Annotated in this window: 13 protein-coding genes; 3 read left to right on the top strand and 10 right to left on the bottom strand. The window is 60.8% G+C overall.

From position 1 onward, the window contains the following. Positions 1-106: 106 nt before the first annotated feature. Positions 107-445 carry a DUF6124 family protein gene (locus V3W27_RS14555; RefSeq protein ID WP_097088169.1) on the bottom strand — a complete coding sequence of 113 codons (339 nt, stop codon included), beginning with the start codon at positions 443-445 and terminating at the stop codon, positions 107-109. Positions 446-576: 131 nt separating this feature from the next. Between V3W27_RS14555 and V3W27_RS14550 the strand changes: the two genes are divergently transcribed. Further along, positions 577-1,236, top strand: coding sequence for a LexA family protein (locus tag V3W27_RS14550; RefSeq protein WP_096795671.1), 660 nt, complete (start codon positions 577-579; stop codon positions 1,234-1,236). Between the two features lie 39 nt (positions 1,237-1,275). Here V3W27_RS14550 and V3W27_RS14545 read toward each other — a convergent pair whose 3' ends face one another. The 4 genes from V3W27_RS14545 to V3W27_RS14530 form a co-directional block, all read right to left on the bottom strand. Further along, the gene (locus V3W27_RS14545) at positions 1,276-3,225 is read right to left on the bottom strand and encodes an acetyl/propionyl/methylcrotonyl-CoA carboxylase subunit alpha (protein ID WP_330206896.1); all 1,950 of its coding nucleotides are present in this window, start codon (positions 3,223-3,225) and stop codon (positions 1,276-1,278) included. Continuing rightward, a complete protein-coding gene (locus V3W27_RS14540; protein ID WP_330206895.1) occupies positions 3,225-4,040 on the bottom strand; it encodes a gamma-carboxygeranoyl-CoA hydratase in 816 nt (271 codons plus the stop codon). The genes V3W27_RS14545 and V3W27_RS14540 overlap by 1 nt, the downstream gene beginning before the upstream one ends. Before the next feature lie 120 nt (positions 4,041-4,160). Then, on the bottom strand, positions 4,161-5,768 hold the full coding sequence (locus V3W27_RS14535; RefSeq protein ID WP_330206894.1) for a carboxyl transferase domain-containing protein: 1,608 nt from the start codon (positions 5,766-5,768) through the stop codon (positions 4,161-4,163). A 13-nt stretch (positions 5,769-5,781) separates the two neighbouring features. Further along, positions 5,782-6,945 (bottom strand): isovaleryl-CoA dehydrogenase, encoded by a 1,164-nt coding sequence (locus V3W27_RS14530; RefSeq protein WP_007961115.1) that lies wholly within the window; start codon positions 6,943-6,945, stop codon positions 5,782-5,784. Between the two features lie 298 nt (positions 6,946-7,243). On the opposite strand from V3W27_RS14530, the gene V3W27_RS14525 reads away from it, so the two are divergent. Beyond that, positions 7,244-8,941 carry an AMP-binding protein gene (locus V3W27_RS14525; RefSeq protein WP_330206893.1) on the top strand — a complete coding sequence of 566 codons (1,698 nt, stop codon included), beginning with the start codon at positions 7,244-7,246 and terminating at the stop codon, positions 8,939-8,941. Positions 8,942-9,608: 667 nt separating this feature from the next. On the opposite strand, the gene V3W27_RS14520 is transcribed toward V3W27_RS14525, so the two are convergent. The 3 genes from V3W27_RS14520 to V3W27_RS14510 all read right to left on the bottom strand — a co-directional run bounded on the left by V3W27_RS14520 (position 9,609) and on the right by V3W27_RS14510 (position 12,166). After that, complete coding sequence (locus V3W27_RS14520; RefSeq protein ID WP_027614624.1) at positions 9,609-10,508, bottom strand: hydroxymethylglutaryl-CoA lyase; 900 nt, start codon at positions 10,506-10,508, stop codon at positions 9,609-9,611. Positions 10,509-10,656: 148 nt separating this feature from the next. Continuing rightward, complete coding sequence (locus V3W27_RS14515) at positions 10,657-11,058, bottom strand: MerR family transcriptional regulator (RefSeq protein WP_027614625.1); 402 nt, start codon at positions 11,056-11,058, stop codon at positions 10,657-10,659. A gap of 178 nt (positions 11,059-11,236) precedes the next feature. After that, positions 11,237-12,166, bottom strand: coding sequence for a LysR family transcriptional regulator (locus V3W27_RS14510; RefSeq protein WP_097088160.1), 930 nt, complete (start codon positions 12,164-12,166; stop codon positions 11,237-11,239). Between the two features lie 157 nt (positions 12,167-12,323). Between V3W27_RS14510 and V3W27_RS14505 the strand changes: the two genes are divergently transcribed. Next, a complete protein-coding gene (locus V3W27_RS14505) occupies positions 12,324-13,553 on the top strand; it encodes an acyl-CoA dehydrogenase (RefSeq protein ID WP_041075051.1) in 1,230 nt (409 codons plus the stop codon). Positions 13,554-13,696: 143 nt separating this feature from the next. Here V3W27_RS14505 and V3W27_RS14500 read toward each other — a convergent pair whose 3' ends face one another. Both V3W27_RS14500 and xthA read right to left on the bottom strand, forming a co-directional pair. After that, positions 13,697-15,031: a phosphate ABC transporter substrate-binding/OmpA family protein gene (locus tag V3W27_RS14500; RefSeq protein WP_330206892.1), complete on the bottom strand. Its 1,335-nt coding sequence runs from the start codon at positions 15,029-15,031 to the stop codon at positions 13,697-13,699. Positions 15,032-15,219: 188 nt separating this feature from the next. Then, positions 15,220-16,032, bottom strand: coding sequence for an exodeoxyribonuclease III (xthA, locus tag V3W27_RS14495; protein ID WP_095138861.1), 813 nt, complete (start codon positions 16,030-16,032; stop codon positions 15,220-15,222). Between the last annotated feature and the right edge of the window lie 128 nt (positions 16,033-16,160).

Raw genomic sequence — 16,160 nt, 5'->3', positions numbered from 1 at the left:
TCTCGCGACCAGCTGCTTGCAATAATAATCATTATCATTTGCAAGTCAAATATTTTTATCTGCGCGATCGGAAAATTCTTTTCTGTCCGTCCGCTTCCCGTGTCCGTCAGAGCTGTTCGCCATCAATTGAATGGTCGACCATCGCTCGCGCCATATCCACCATATGCACCACCGAAAATGCCAGGTCGCGGCTCGCGCCCTGCAGGTTTTCGGCTGCCTTGAAGGCGGTGGCGGCTGCGCAGCGCAACAGATCCGACGCGTGCACGAGGGCCTCTTCGCCGCTGAGATGGCGTTTTACATTGAAAAATCGCTCGTCGACCTCGGGTTCTGAAACAGCTGGTTTCAAGTAATAGTCCAGTGCTCGCTGCGCTGCCGCGTTGCCTTGAGGGGAGGTGAACGTGGTGTCCATTTGCAGATCGGGCAAGTCTTTGCTGCTGATATTCATGGTGATGGGTCACTCCTTGTTCGATTGAAAGTCCGTGCTTCCAGAATAGTACGATGCGTAGTTGTGACCAGAATTTAAATACTACAATATGTGTTTTGCCGGCCGAAGGCGGGGCAAGTAAGGTGCCGCACATGGATAAATGGATTGAGTTGGTCAAGGCCAAGATGAGTGAACTCAAAATCACTCAAACAGAGCTCGGAGAGCGCGTCGGCATGTCCCAGGGCGGGATCGGCCATTGGCTGAACAAACGTCGCGAGCCGGGTATTACGGAAATGAACCGCGTATTGCAGGCGCTGGGAATGGACTTCCTGGAAGTGGTGCTGGTGATTCGCGAACCGCAGGAGACCGACGATGACGAGATGCCGCTGGCGCAGAAGTACAACCCGTATTTCCGCTATCCGGTCAGCGATTGGCACACGCCGTGCGAATCGCGCGAGAGTGCAACCGCCGCTTACGCCCCGACGCATGACAAGCAGCGCTTCGAACTGACGGACTATCACGCCCGTGGCGCAGCGTTCTGGCTGACCGTGACGGGAAACTCGATGACCGCACCTTCAGGTCAGAGCATCGCCGAAGGCATGCTGATCCTGGTGGATCCGGAGGTGGAAGCGCTGCCCGGCAAACTGGTGATCGCCCAGTGGCAGGGCTGCGATGAAGCGATCTTTCGCAAGCTCGACGAAGAGGGCGGCCAGCGTTATCTGGTACCGCTCAATCCGACCTGGCCCAAAGCCCTGTTCACCGATGAGTGTCGAATCATCGGCGTGGTGGTTCAGGCCACGGCGCGTTTCTAGTCAGATCGATCCTCGCTCGGCGCAGGATCGATCTCCCATTTACACGGCTTCCAATTCAACCAAAGCGCTGCCTTCGCCGACCATTTCACCTTCCTGGCAATACAGCGCTTTGATCACTCCCGCATGGGGCGCGCGAATGCTGTGCTCCATCTTCATCGCCTCCAGCACCACCAGTTGCGCACCGGCCTCGACCGATTGCCCGGCCTCCACCAACACCCGCACGATGCTGCCGTTCATAGGCGCAGTCAGACCGCCCTGATGGCTGTGGCTGGCGTCGACGGCGCTGATTGGGTCGAACATCTGAATACGCCGCAACTCGCCTTCCCATTGCAGGTACAGCGAATCGCCCTGACGAATGGCGCGCAAGGTGCGACGTACGCCATCGTGCTCGACGACCAATGCTTCATCCGACAGTTTGGCGTTGTCGGTGCTGCCCAAGGTCAACGCCCGATCCTGACCTTCGCAGCTCAAGTGCAAGGTGACTTCCGCCGGCAACCCTGCGCGCAACCCGCTGTTCAACGCCCACGGCGAACCCTGGTCATCCGCCCGAACAGCGCCCGGCAGACTCTGCGCGAAAGCCTGTGCTGCGGTCTGCCAGAACCCATCACTCAGTTCACCCGGAGCCGGCAGCAGCGTTTCCTGATAACGCGGAATAAACCCGGTATCCAGCTCCGCGGCGGCAAACGCGGGATGCGCGATGATCCGCCGCAGGAAGTTGATGTTGGTCTTCAAGCCGCCAATCGCGAACTCATCAAGCATGCTCAACAGCCGTAGGCGCGCCTGTTCGCGATCTTCGCCCCAAGCGATCAGCTTGCCGAGCATCGGGTCATAGAACGGCGAAATTTCATCGTCTTCTGCAACCCCGCTATCCACCCGACGCCCCGGTCCGGCGGCCGATTCACGGTAAAGCTCCAGACGTCCGGTGGCGGGCAGGAAATCATTCGACGGATCTTCGGCATACAGCCGCACTTCAATCGCATGGCCATTGAGCGGCACCTGATCCTGTGTGATCGGCAGCGCTTCACCGCGCGCCACACGAATCTGCCACGCCACCAGATCGAGGCCGGTGATCGCTTCGGTGACCGGGTGCTCGACCTGCAAGCGCGTGTTCATCTCCATGAAGAAGAATTCGCCACGCGCATCGAGCAGAAACTCGACGGTGCCGGCACCGACGTAACCGATCGCCTGCGCCGAACGCACGGCCGCTTCGCCCATGGCGCGGCGCAGTTCCGGGGTCAGGCCCGGGGCCGGGGCTTCTTCGACGACCTTCTGGTGCCGGCGCTGGATCGAGCAATCACGCTCGTTGAGGTACAGGCAGTTGCCGTGCTGGTCGGCGAATACCTGGATTTCCACGTGACGCGGTTTGAGCAGGTACTTCTCCACCAGCATCCGCGAATCGCCGAACGACGACTGCGCTTCACGTTGCGCCGAGGTCAGCGCTTCGGCCAGTTGGCTGACGTCCTCAACCACTTTCATACCTTTGCCGCCGCCACCGGCCGTGGCCTTGAGCAGCACCGGATAGCCAATGCGTGCGCAGGCATCGCGGAAGGTTTCGAGATCCTGCGCCTCGCCGTGATAGCCCGGCACCAGCGGCACACCGGCGGTTTCCATCAGCGCCTTGGCTGCGGATTTGCTACCCATCGCGTCGATGGCCGAAGCGGGCGGGCCGAGGAAAATCAGCCCGGCCTGTTCAATTGCACGGGCGAAGCCGGCATTCTCCGACAGGAAACCGTACCCCGGGTGAATCGCCTGCGCGCCGCTGGCCTTGGCCGCCGCGATCAGCTTGTCGATTTGCAGATAACTGTCAGCGGCTTTGCTGCCGCCCAGATCAACGCGGATATCCGCTTCGCGGCTGTGCCGCGCTTCGCGGTCGGTGGCGCTGTGCACGGCGACGGTGGTCAGGCCAAGCGCCTTGGCGGTACGCATGACCCGGCAAGCGATTTCGCCACGGTTGGCCACCAGCAGGGTGGTGAGAACAGGTGCGCTCATCAACGCGGCTCCTTAGTGGTGGTTGCGGCTTGCCAGCTTGGCGCACGTTTTTGCAGAAAGGCGCGCAAGCCTTCCTGGCCTTCAGGGCTGACGCGGATGCGCGCGATGGCGTTTTCGGTGTAGCGGCGCAGCGCCGGGGTCAGCGCGCCGTTACCGACTTCGCGCAACAGATCCTTGCTGGCGCGCATCGCGGCCGGACTGTTGAGCAGCAGGTTGTCGATCCATTGCTCGACGGCTTGATCAAGCTCGGCGGCCGGGTAGCTGTCGGACAACAAACCGATTTCTCGCGCACGCTGCCCGCCGAAGCGCTCGGCAGTCAGCGCATAACGACGCGCGGCACGTTCGCCGATGGCCTGCACCACGAACGGACTGATCACCGCCGGCGCCAGGCCGATGCGCACTTCCGACAGACAGAATTGCGCGTCATCGGCGCCGATTGCCATGTCGCAGCAACTGATCAGCCCCAGCGCGCCGCCGAACGCCGCGCCCTGCACCACGGCCACGGTCGGGATTTTCAGCTTGGCGAGGTTGTACATCAGCTCCGCCAGTTCGCGGGCATCGTCCAGGTTGGTGTGGTAATCGAGTTCGGCCGATTGCTGCATCCACGCCAGATCGGCGCCGGCGCTGAAATGCTTGCCACGCCCGCGCACCAACAGGAAACGCAGGCTGGCGTCGCTGGCAACCTTGTCCAATGCCAGAATCAGTTCGCGGATCATTTCGGCGTTGAACGCGTTGTTCTTTTCCGCACGATTGAGCCACAGGGTGGCGAAACCCCTTGGGTCGCTCTGCAGTTCGAGGGTGTTGAAGTCGCTCATATTCTTCCGTCTCCACGGTTCTTGTGGGAGCGAGCCTGCTCGCGAAAGCGGTGTATCAGTCGAAGTATCCGGAGCTGACAGACCGTCCTCGCGAGCAGGCTCGCTCCCACAAAAAAAGCATCACATCCGGAACACGCCGAAGCGGCTCGGTTCGATAGGCGCGTTCAACGACGCGGACAAGGCCAGGGCCAGCACATCGCGGGTCTGCGCCGGGTCGATGACGCCGTCGTCCCATAGGCGTGCGCTGGAGTAGTAGGGATGACCCTGCTCTTCGTACTGGTCGAGGATCGGTTGTTTGATCTCGGCTTCCTGCTCGGCGCTGAAGGCTTGGCCGCTGCGTTCGGCCTGCTCGCGCTTGACCTGCACCAGCACACCCGCAGCCTGCTCGGCACCCATCACGCCGATGCGCGCATTCGGCCACATCCACAGGAAGCGCGGATCGTAAGCGCGCCCGCACATGCCGTAGTTGCCGGCGCCGAAACTGCCGCCGATGATCACGGTGAATTTCGGCACTTTGGCGCAGGCCACGGCGGTCACCAGTTTGGCGCCGTGTTTGGCGATGCCGCCGGCCTCATATTTCTGGCCGACCATGAAGCCGGTGATGTTCTGCAGGAACAGCAGCGGAATGCCGCGCTGGCAGGCCAGTTCGATGAAGTGCGCGCCTTTTTGCGCGGCTTCGGCGAAGAGGATGCCGTTGTTGGCGAGGATCGCGATCGGGTAGCCATGCAGGTGCGCAAAACCGCAGACCAGCGTGGTGCCGAACAGCGCCTTGAACTCATCGAACACCGAACCGTCGACCAGCCGCGCAATCACTTCGCGCACGTCGAATGGCTGTTTGGCGTCGGCCGAAACCACGCCATATAACTCGTCGCTGGCGTACAGCGGCGCAATCGGCGTGCGCTGCTGCACTTCGCCGAGCTTGCGCCAGTTGAGGTTGGCGACGCTGCGGCGGGCGAGGGCGAGGGCGTGTTCGTCGCTCTCGGCGTAATGGTCGGCCACACCGGAAATCTTGCAGTGCACATCGGCACCGCCGAGGTCTTCAGCGCTGACGACTTCACCGGTCGCGGCTTTCACCAGCGGTGGGCCGGCAAGGAAGATCGTCGCCTGATTGCGCACCATGATTGCTTCGTCCGCCATCGCCGGCACATAGGCACCGCCTGCGGTGCAGGAGCCCATGACCACGGCGATCTGCGGAATGCCCATGGCGCTCATGTTGGCCTGGTTGAAGAAGATCCGGCCAAAGTGCTCGCGATCCGGGAACACCTCGTCCTGACGCGGTAGGTTGGCGCCGCCCGAGTCCACCAGATAGATGCACGGCAGGCGGTTCTGCTGGGCGATGGTCTGCGCACGCAGGTGTTTTTTCACGGTCAGCGGGTAGTACGAGCCACCTTTCACCGTCGCGTCGTTGGCGACGATCATGCACTCGACGCCTTCGACCCGGCCGATCCCGGCAATCACCCCGGCGGCTGGCACGTCTTCGCCGTACACCGCGTGCGCGGCGAGCTGGCTGATCTCGAGAAACGGCGAGCCCGGATCGAGCAGGCGGTTGATGCGTTCGCGCGGGAGCAACTTGCCCCGCGAGGTGTGACGTTCCTGGGCTTTCGCGCCGCCGCCCTGCGCCACTCGGGCGAGCAGGGTGTGCAGCGCGTCGACCTGTTCAAGCATCGCCGCGCTGTTGGCGGCGAACTCCGCTGAACGGGGATTGAGCTGGGTATGCAGGATAGCCATGTGCAGCTCCGTTTTAGCGGGTTTCGTTGAACAGTTCGCGGCCGATCAGCATGCGCCGGATCTCACTGGTGCCGGCGCCGATTTCGTAAAGCTTGGCATCACGCAGCAGGCGCCCGGCCGGGAATTCGTTGATGTAGCCGTTGCCGCCAAGAATCTGGATCGCGTCGAGGGCCATTTGCGTGGCGCGCTCGGCGGTGTAGAGGATCACCCCGGCGGCGTCCTTGCGCGTGGTTTCACCACGCTCGCAGGCCTGGGCCACCGCATACAGGTAGGCGCGGCTGGCGTTGAGCTGGGTGTACATGTCGGCGACTTTGCCCTGGATCAGCTGGAATTCGCCGATGCTCTGGCCGAACTGCTTGCGATCGTGGATGTACGGCACGATCAGGTCCATGCACGACTGCATGATCCCGGTCGGGCCGCCGGACAGCACCACGCGTTCATAATCGAGGCCACTCATCAGCACTTTCACGCCGCCATTGAGCACGCCGAGGATATTTTCTTCTGGCACTTCGACGTCATCGAAGAACAGCTCGCAGGTGTTGGAACCGCGCATGCCGAGCTTGTCGAACTTGTTGCTGCGGCTGAAGCCTTTCCAGTCGCGCTCGACGATGAACGCGGTGATGCCGTGCGGGCCTTTTTCCAGGTCAGTCTTGGCGTAGATCACGTAAGTGTTGGCGTCAGGGCCGTTGGTGATCCAGGTCTTGCTGCCATTGAGCACGAAGCGGTCGCCGCGTTTGTCGGCGCGCAGTTTCATCGAGACCACGTCGGAACCGGCGTTCGGCTCGCTCATGGCGAGTGCACCAACGTGTTCGCCGCTTATCAGCTTCGGCAGGTATTTGGATTTCTGTTCGTGGTTGCCGTTGCGGTTGATCTGGTTGACGCAGAGATTGGAGTGCGCGCCGTAGGACAGCGCCACGGAAGCCGAGCCGCGGCTGATTTCTTCCATCGCCACCACGTGCGCCAGGTAACCCAGACCCGCACCGCCGTACTCTTCCGGCACGGTGATGCCGAGCAGGCCCATGTCACCGAATTTGCGCCACATGTCGGCCGGGAACAGGTTGTCGCGGTCGATCTGCGCGGCGCGTGGGGCGATCTGATCGGCGACGAAGGACTGAACCTGATCGCGCAGCATGTCGATGGTTTCACCGAGGGCGAAGTTCAGGGATGGGTAGCTCATGGGTCACCTTTTGGCTTTTTTGTAGGGTGGGGAGGGCGGTCGAGCGGCTCTCACCTTTACGTTAACGTAAGCCTGTGATGAATGACTGTCAATCACCCTTTACGTTAACGTCAACTTGAGCGAGAGTAGGGGCAGTTCAGGATTGAAAGCGGAGTGCTTTTGGTGGGAGCGGGCTTGCTCGCGAATGCAGTGTGTCAGCCTATACATCTGGCGACTGATCCTCCCATTCGCGAGCAAGCCCGCTCCCACCCGAAGCAAAATCCCGGTAAACCCACTAATAAAGACAATAGGGGTCATCATGGATCAACCCAGTGCAAACCCGCAGCGCAGCTATACCCGTGGCTCACAGGACAAAGCCTTGCTGGCGATGACCATCGGGCAGAAGTTTGATCAGACGGTTGCGCAACACCCGCACGGCGAGGCGCTGGTCGTAAGGCATCAGCAGTTGCGCTACACCTGGCAGCAACTGGCCGATAGCGTCGACCTGCACGCCAGAGCCTTGCTGGCGCTGGGTTTGCAGACGGGAGATCGGCTCGGCATCTGGGCGCCGAACTGCGCGCAGTGGTGCATCACGCAAATCGCCACGGCGAAGATCGGCGTGATCCTGGTCAACATCAACCCGGCCTACCGCAGCTCCGAACTGGAATACGTGCTCAAGCAGTCCGGTTGCCAGTGGCTGGTGTGCGCCGGCGCTTTCAAGTCCTCCAACTACCACGCCATGCTGCAAGGGCTGGTACCGGAGCTCGCAGAGCAATCCATCGGCCATTTGTGCAGCGAACGTCTGGCGGATTTGCGCGGGGTGATCAGCCTCGACGCACAGCCACCGTCGGGCTTCCTGCCGTGGTCGCAACTGGCCGATCTGGCGAGCAGTGTTTCGCCCGAACAACTGCGTGAACGCAGCGACAGCCTGCACTTCGATCAACCGGTGAATATCCAGTACACCTCCGGCACCACCGGTTTCCCCAAGGGCGCGACCCTCAGTCACTACAACATCCTCAACAACGGTTACATGGTCGGCGAAAGCATCGGCCTGACCCCGAGCGACCGCCTGGTGATCCCCGTGCCGCTGTATCACTGCTTCGGCATGGTCATGGGCAACCTCGGCTGCATCACCCACGCCAGCACCATGATTTATCCCAACGACGCGTTCGACCCGTTACTGACCCTGCAAACCGTCGCCGAAGAACAAGCCACCGGCCTCTATGGCGTGCCGACCATGTTCATCGCCATGCTCGATCAGCCGCAGCGCGCCGAGTTCGACCTTTCGAGCCTGCGCACCGGGATCATGGCCGGCGCCACATGCCCGATCGAAGTCATGCGCCGGGTCATCAGCGAGATGCACATGAGCGAAGTGCAAATAGCCTACGGCATGACCGAGACCAGTCCGGTGTCGCTGCAGACCGGACCCAACGATGAACTTGAACTGCGCGTCACCACCGTCGGCCGCACCCAGCCACAACTGGAAAGCAAAATCATCGACGAGGCGGGCAACCTGGTGCCGCGCGGCACCATCGGCGAACTCTGCACCCGCGGTTACAGTGTGATGCTCGGTTACTGGAGCAACCCGCAAGCCACGGCGGAAGCCATCGACGAGGCGGGCTGGATGCACACCGGCGATCTGGCGAGCATGGACGATGAGGGATACGTGAACATCGCCGGGCGCAACAAGGACATGATCATCCGTGGTGGCGAGAACGTTTATCCGCGTGAGCTGGAAGAGTTTTTCTTCACCCACCCGGCGGTGGCGGACGTACAGGTGATCGGCATTCCGTGCTCGCGTTACGGCGAGGAGATTGTCGCCTGGATCAAATTCCATCCCGGCCACAGTGCCTCCGAACAAGAGCTGCAAGCGTGGTGCAAGGAGCGCATCGCGCACTTCAAGACGCCGCGTTACTTCAAGTTTGTGGAGGAGTTTCCGATGACGGTGACGGGCAAGATCCAGAAGTTTCGGATGCGTGAGATCAGTATCGAGGAGCTCCGCGAAAAGCAGGCCTGACAACAATCAAATGTAGGAGTGAGCCTGCTCGCGATAGCGGTGTCTCAGTCAATATTTGCATCGACTGACACACCGCTATCGCGAGCAGGCTCACTCCTACAAGGGGCGGCGGGGGATTCGGGAATCACAGAAAGCACAAAGGGGAGCCGAGGCTCCCCTTTAATTTTGTCGTCGCGTGCTCTTTTTTATTATTGAGGGGCGGTCTGTTGTTGTTTTTGGCAACCGTGGCCCTTTACCGCTGTTTTTGGCGACCCCCATCCGGGGTCAAGAGCAAACGTATTTTTTTGAGCGCTGATCTGCTTTCTCGTTAAACGATCCAACCGATTCGGGAGCTACCTGAAGGTAGTTTTATTGTTCTCTGCCCGGTTGCGGGTCACTCCTGAGAGCACCCTGAAAAGCACACCTTCTCCAAAAAAATCTGTTAGCTGCGTCTCTGCCGTGTTGTTTTTGTTATGTCAGAGTCGGTACGTCTTATTTTTATTGGTTTGCTGCTTTTTATTCTTGTTATGCCATAGAGATAGCAGAAGCCGTGCCAACTTTTTAAATCCCTTGTAAATCAATGAGTTGATATTTTTGAAGGATTTTTCCTTCAGGGCAAACCAGACAATTTGTTTCCGTGTTACTCGTCTACGCCCACGTTTCCGACGCAGCGGTAACACCTTCGCCCTCACTGGGCGTTACGGGCCTTGGCCACACGCGAACCGCTCGGGCGACCGAGCACCGCGCTGATCTGCTGACCCGCCGCAATCAAGGCGTCCAGGTCGATACCGGTCTCGATGCCCAGGCCGTTGAGCAGGTACACCACGTCTTCGGTGGCGACGTTACCGCTCGCGCCTTTGGCGTACGGGCAGCCGCCGAGGCCGGCGATAGAGCTGTCGAACACCGCGATGCCTTCCAGCAGGCTGGCATAGATGTTGGCCATCGCCTGGCCGTAGGTGTCGTGGAAGTGCCCGGCGAGTTTTTCCCGTGGCACTTGCGCCGACACCACTTCGAACAACCGCCGGGTCGCGCCGGCGGTGCCGGTGCCGATGGTGTCGCCGAGGGACACTTCGTAGCAGCCCATCGCATACAACTCGCGGGCGACCATCGCCACTTGTTCCGGTGCGACCTCGCCTTCATAAGGGCAACCGAGCACGCAGGACACGTAACCGCGCACGGTAACGCCGTGCTGTTTCGCGGCCTCCATGATCGGTGCGAAGCGCGCCAGACTTTCGCTGATCGAGCAGTTGATGTTGCGCTGCGAGAACGCCTCGGACGCCGCAGCGAACACCGCGACTTCTTTCACGCCGGCAGCCAGCGCATCTTCAAAACCGCGCAGGTTCGGCGCCAGTGCGCCGTAGGTCACGCCGGGTTTGCGCTGGATCTGCGCAAACACTTCGGCGGATCCGGCCATCTGCGGCACCCATTTCGGCGAGACGAAACTGCCGACTTCGATATAGCCAAGGCCGGCGGCGCTCAGGGCGTCGACCAGTTGCACCTTGTCAGCCACGCTGATCGGTTGGGCTTCGTTCTGCAGGCCATCGCGCGGGCCGACTTCGATCAGGCGTACTTGGGAGGGGAGGGACATGGGATTGACCTGCTCATTTTCGGAATTACATGAGGTCCCTGTGGGAGCGGGCTTGCTCGCGAAGGCGGTGTATCAGATACAAAATTTGTCGCCTGACACTCCGCCTTCGCGAGCAAGCCCGCTCCCACAGGGAATGAGTTGTGGCTGATTACTGCGCTATCTGCTGGCTCTTCAGCGTCTGCTCCAACGCCTGCACGCAGCGTTCTTCAGCGGTATCGAGTTCCAGCTTCATCTGTTCGATGTCGAGCAACTGCTGCTCGAGCTGTTCGCGGCGCTCGCCGATTTTTGCCAGCATGCTGTTGAGCTGTTTGGTGTTACCGCTGGACGGGTCATAGAGCTCGATCAGCTCACGGCATTCGGCCAGGGAGAAACCGATGCGCTTGCCGCGCAGGATCAGCTTCAGGCTGACCTTGTCGCGCGGCGAGTAGATGCGTTCCTGGCCACGGCGCTCAGGGCTGAGCAGGCCTTGTTCTTCATAAAAGCGGATCGCCCGGGTGGTGATGTCCAGCTCGCGGGCGAGGTCGGAAATGCTGTAGGTCTGGCTGCTCATGAAAGCGCTCGGAAAAAGGTCTTGGCGCTAAGCTAATGGCGAGTTGACGTTTACGTCAAGCAGGATGATCTGCGGTGTTCTTGTGGGCCTCATCGCGAGCAGGCTCACTCCTACAATTGAAACGCGGTCGTATGTAGGAGTGAGCCTGCTCGCGATGCCAGCGACTCGGTGCAAAGACTTACACCTTCTCCAGCTTCTTCTCCTGCGCTGCCACCTGCTGGCACAACTCGATGATCTGCTCGCGCATCCAGCGATTGGCCGGGTCCTGGTCGGTGCTTTCATGCCAGTACAGGTGAGTCTCCAGCGGCGGCACGTCGTTGACCGGCAGGTTGAACGCATGCAAGTCGTTACGCCGGGCAAAGCGCTCGGGTACCGTCATCACCATGTCGGTCTGCTGCATGACCTGCGACGCCATCAGATAATGCTGTGAGCGCAGGGCGATCTTGCGCTGAATGCCCATTTTGCCCAGCGCCAGATCCACATAGCCCAGCCCGCTGCGGCGACTGGAGATGTGAATGTGGGTCAGCGACAGGTAGTCGTCGAGGCTGAGCTTTTCCTTGCCCGCCAGCGGATGCCCCTTGCGCATCGCACAGACGTAACGGTCTTCCATCAGCTTGACGTGGCGCACCTGCGGGTCGGTGTTGAGCGGGGCATCGACGGCAAAATCCAGGCGTCCGGCAGCCAGTTCCTTGGTGGTCTCGCGGCGTTTTGACAGGAAACTTTCAATGATCACCGTCGGCGCCAGACGCCGCAAACGCTGGAAAAGCGGCGGCAGGATCACCGCCTCAGTGAGGTCGGTCATGCTGATGCGATAAGTCTTCACCGCCTGCGCCGGGTTGAAAATCCGGCTCTCCTGGACCGACACCCGCAGCAGCGACAGCGCGTTGCGCACGGGACCGATGATGTTCTGCGCCATCGGTGTCGGCACCATGCCCTGCGCGGTGCGCACGAACAGTGGATCGTTGAAGGTCTCGCGCAACCGCGCCAGCGCGTTGGACACCGCCGGCTGGGTAATCCCGACAATCTGCCCGGCGCGAGTCAGGTTGGCTTCGGTGTAGATCGCGTCGAAGACGATGAAAAGGTTGAGGTCGACCTTACTCAGATTCATAACGCGGCTTCTCTTGTTCTGTGGGCTGACGATCAGCGGATCATATATCGGTGATGAATGTTTATACACGCCGAGAATAGGCTAGGTAAATTATCAGCGCTGTTCTAGCATCGATTGCATGATCTGAACAACCTCTGCCCATAGAAGGTAATTGCTCATGGATTTCGCTTATTCGCCCAAGGTGCAAGAACTGCGTGAGCGCGTGACCGCGTTCATGGACACTTACGTTTACCCGGCCGAAGCCGTGTTCGAACGCCAGGTTGCCGAGGGTGATCGCTGGCAGCCGACCGCGATCATGGAAGAGCTCAAGGCCAAGGCCAAGGCCGAAGGTTTGTGGAATCTGTTCCTGCCTGAGTCGGAACTCGGCGCCGGGCTGACCAACCTCGAATACGCACCGCTGGCAGAAATCATGGGCCGCTCGCTGTTGGGGCCGGAGCCGTTCAACTGCTCGGCGCCGGACACCGGCAACATGGAAGTGCTGGTGCGCTACGCCAACGAAGAGCAGAAACAGCGCTGGCTCGAACCGCTGCTGCGCGGCGAGATCCGCTCGGCGTTCGCCATGACCGAGCCGGACGTGGCCTCGTCCGACGCCACCAACATGGCCGCTCGCGCCGTGCGTGATGGCGACGAGTGGGTGATCAACGGCAAGAAATGGTGGACTTCCGGCGCCTGCGATCCGCGCTGCAAGATCCTGATCTTCATGGGCCTGAGCAACCCCGACGCACCGCGCCATGCGCAGCACTCGATGATCCTCGTGCCGGTCGACACCCCCGGGGTGAAAATCGTCCGTCCGCTGCCGGTGTTCGGCTACGACGATGCACCGCACGGCCACGCCGAAGTGCTGTTCGACAACGTGCGCGTGCCGTACGAAAACGTCCTGCTCGGTGAAGGACGCGGCTTCGAAATCGCTCAAGGTCGCCTCGGCCCAGGGCGGATTCACCACTGCATGCGCTCGATCGGCATGGCTGAACGTGCGCTGGAATTGATGTGCAAGCGCTCGGTGAGTCGCACCGCGTTCGGCAAACCGCTGGCGCGTCTGGGCGGTAACGTCGACAAGATCGCTGACTCGCGGATGGAAATCGACATGGCGCGCCTGCTGACCCTGAAAGCGGCGTACATGATGGACACCGTCGGCAACAAAGTGGCGAAGAGCGAGATCGCGCAGATCAAGGTCGTCGCGCCGAACGTGGCGCTGCGGGTGATCGACCGGGCGATCCAGATCCACGGCGGGGCCGGGGTTTCCAACGATTTCCCGCTGGCCTATATGTACGCCATGCAGCGCACCCTGCGCCTGGCCGACGGCCCGGACGAAGTGCACCGCGCGGCAATCGGCAAGTTCGAGATCGGCAAGTATGTGCCGAAGGAAATGCTGCGTAGCGAGCGCTGATCTTAGACCAAGTTATCGTTCATCGCTGGCAAGCCAGCTCCCACAGTTTTTTGAACGTACATGAATTTTGTGTACGACTCGGACACTGTGGGAGCTGGCTTGCCAGCGATGACTTAAGCCGATTCAGTGCATCAACATCAGGTCTAATACACCCAAACCTCAACCCGCCGATTCTTGATCCTGCCTTCATCCGCACTGTTCGCCGCCACCGGCATCAACGCGCCAAACCCGCGCACTTCGCGCATCACCACGCCGTTCTTCACCAATTCACGGCGCACCGCCATCGCCCGCAGCTTTGACAGCAGGTCGGCGCGGGCCGGATCGTCTTTCTCGTCGCCAAACCCCACCAGCGTCACCGCGCGCTCGGTCTTGTCGTGGCGCTGTATATAGTCGAGCACCCGCGCCAGATCCTGCCGCGCCTTGTTGTCGAGGCTGGCGCTGCCTTCCTCGAAACGGAAATTCACCGTCAGACGCTGGGCATGGCGGCTGAGGGATTGATAACCCTCGGGCATCAGCGCATTCGGTGTCACGGTCATCGCGTGCACGGTCTGGCTGATGAAGCCGTTGGCCGCGACAATCTTCTGGCCCTGTGGGCTTTGCGCAAACGCCACCAGTGCCGATGCCCACGGATTCTGGTTGCCCGGCGGCAGATAAAAGAACAGGCGCCGCGACAGCGGATAGTCCTCAGTGGCAATCAGGCTGTTGAGCGGCAACATCGATTGCGATGCGCCGTCGGCAATCGCCACGGCTTTGGCTTGACGCACATACGGCAGACCGATGAAACCGATACCCTGCGGATCACTGCTCACCGCGTCGGACAATTGCTCGCTGGATTCGAAGCGTTTCGCACTGGAACTCAGACTTTTCCCACGCCGACCCAGCACCAGTTCCTTGAACGTGTCGTAAGTGCCGGACTGATCATCCCGCGCATATAAATGAATCGCGCCGCCGCGACCACCGAGGTCTTCCCAGGTTTTCACCTCACCGCTGAAGATCCGCGCCAGTTGCTCGGTGTCCAGTTGCTGCAGTGGGTTGCCGGGGTGAAGGATGATCGCCAGGCCGTCGATGGCAATCACCTGCTCGGCGGCGGCGCTTTTCAGATCGCCGAGCGCTTGCAGGCTGAGCAGTTCGCTGTCCTTGATCGGACGGGAAGAGGCGGCGAGGTCGGCACTGGCGCTTTTCAGCGCGGTGAACCCGGTGCTGGAACCGTGGGCGGCGACTTCAATCACCACCCGTTTGCCTTGGGCAGTCTGGCCGACGATGTGTTGTTCGTTGGCGGCGTCGGGGTTCTCTCGGTGAATTTTCAGCAGGCCCTGGTCCTGCAGAAAGCCTTCAACCAACGCCGGGCCAAGGTCGGCGCCAATGGTGTTGGAACCCTGAATGCGCAATGCCGGGCCGTGTTCGGGGATGGGCAGGGTGGCGGCACTGACCGTCAGCCATGCACTCGACAGAAAAGCGAACAGAACACGCAGGATCATGCCGGCACCGAATCAAGCCAAGGGGATTGCCGGGGAGATTAAGTCAGGCGCATGACCAAAACATGACAGTGATCCAATGTAGGAGTGAGCCTGCTCGCGATGGCGGAGTATCAGCCAATAAACACATCGACTGATCCACCGTCATCGCGAGCAGGCTCACTCCTACAAGGTTCTCTTAAAGCTTGAGATCAGGCCAGTTCAAGCCAGATCGGCGCATGATCCGACGGTTTTTCCATGCCGCGCAGTTCATAGTCCACGCCCGCATCCTTGACCCGCGGCAGCAAGCCGTGGGAGGCGAGGATCACGTCGATGCGCAGGCCACGTTTCGGTTCGTCTTCAAAACCACGGCTGCGATAGTCGAACCAGCTGAACATGTCGGTCACGTCCGGGTTCAAGTGGCGATAGCTGTCGGTCAGGCCCCAGTTTTTCAGGCGGGCCATCCACTCGCGCTCTTCCGGCAGGAAGCTGCATTTGCCGGTTTTCAACCAGCGCTTCATGTTGTCCGGGCCGATGCCGATGTCGCAGTCCTCCGGGGAAATGTTCACATCGCCCATCACCACCAGCGGCTGCTCGTTGTGGAACTGGCTTTCCAGCAGGGTTTGCAGGTCGCTGTAGAAGCGTTGCTTGGCCGGGAATTTGGTCGGGTGGTCGCGGCTTTCGCCCTGCGGGAAGTAGCCGTTCATGATGGTCACCGGCACGCCATTGGCGTCGGCGAAAGTGCCCCAGATAAAGCGGCGCTGTGCGTCTTCTTCATCGCTGGCGAAGCCTTTGTGGATCGCAATCGGTTCTTTGCGCGAAAGCAGGGCGACGCCGTAATGGCCTTTCTGACCGTGGAAATAAACGTGGTAGCCCAGCGCACGCACTTCTTCCAGCGGGAACTGGTCGTCGTGGACCTTGGTTTCCTGCAGGCCGATCACGTCCGGCTGATGCTTTTCGATCAGCGCTGCCAGCTGATGCGGACGGGCGCGCAGTCCGTTGATGTTGAAGGAAACAATCTTCATGGTCGGCAGTCCTGGCAAAAGGGCGATGCTAGCTGACATGTGGGATGGGGGCCAGTGTGGGGTGGGAGAAATCATTTTCATCTGTGGGATGTGGGTTGCCCGAGCTGACGCCATCGCGAGCAGGCTCG

Origin of the sequence: Pseudomonas sp. AM14(2022) (assembly GCF_036346455.1) — a bacterium.
GTDB classification, from domain to species: Bacteria; Pseudomonadota; Gammaproteobacteria; order Pseudomonadales; family Pseudomonadaceae; genus Aquipseudomonas; species Aquipseudomonas putida_A.
Note: the sequence above shows the minus strand (reverse complement) of the source record. Positions and strands in the feature narration are given on the sequence as shown.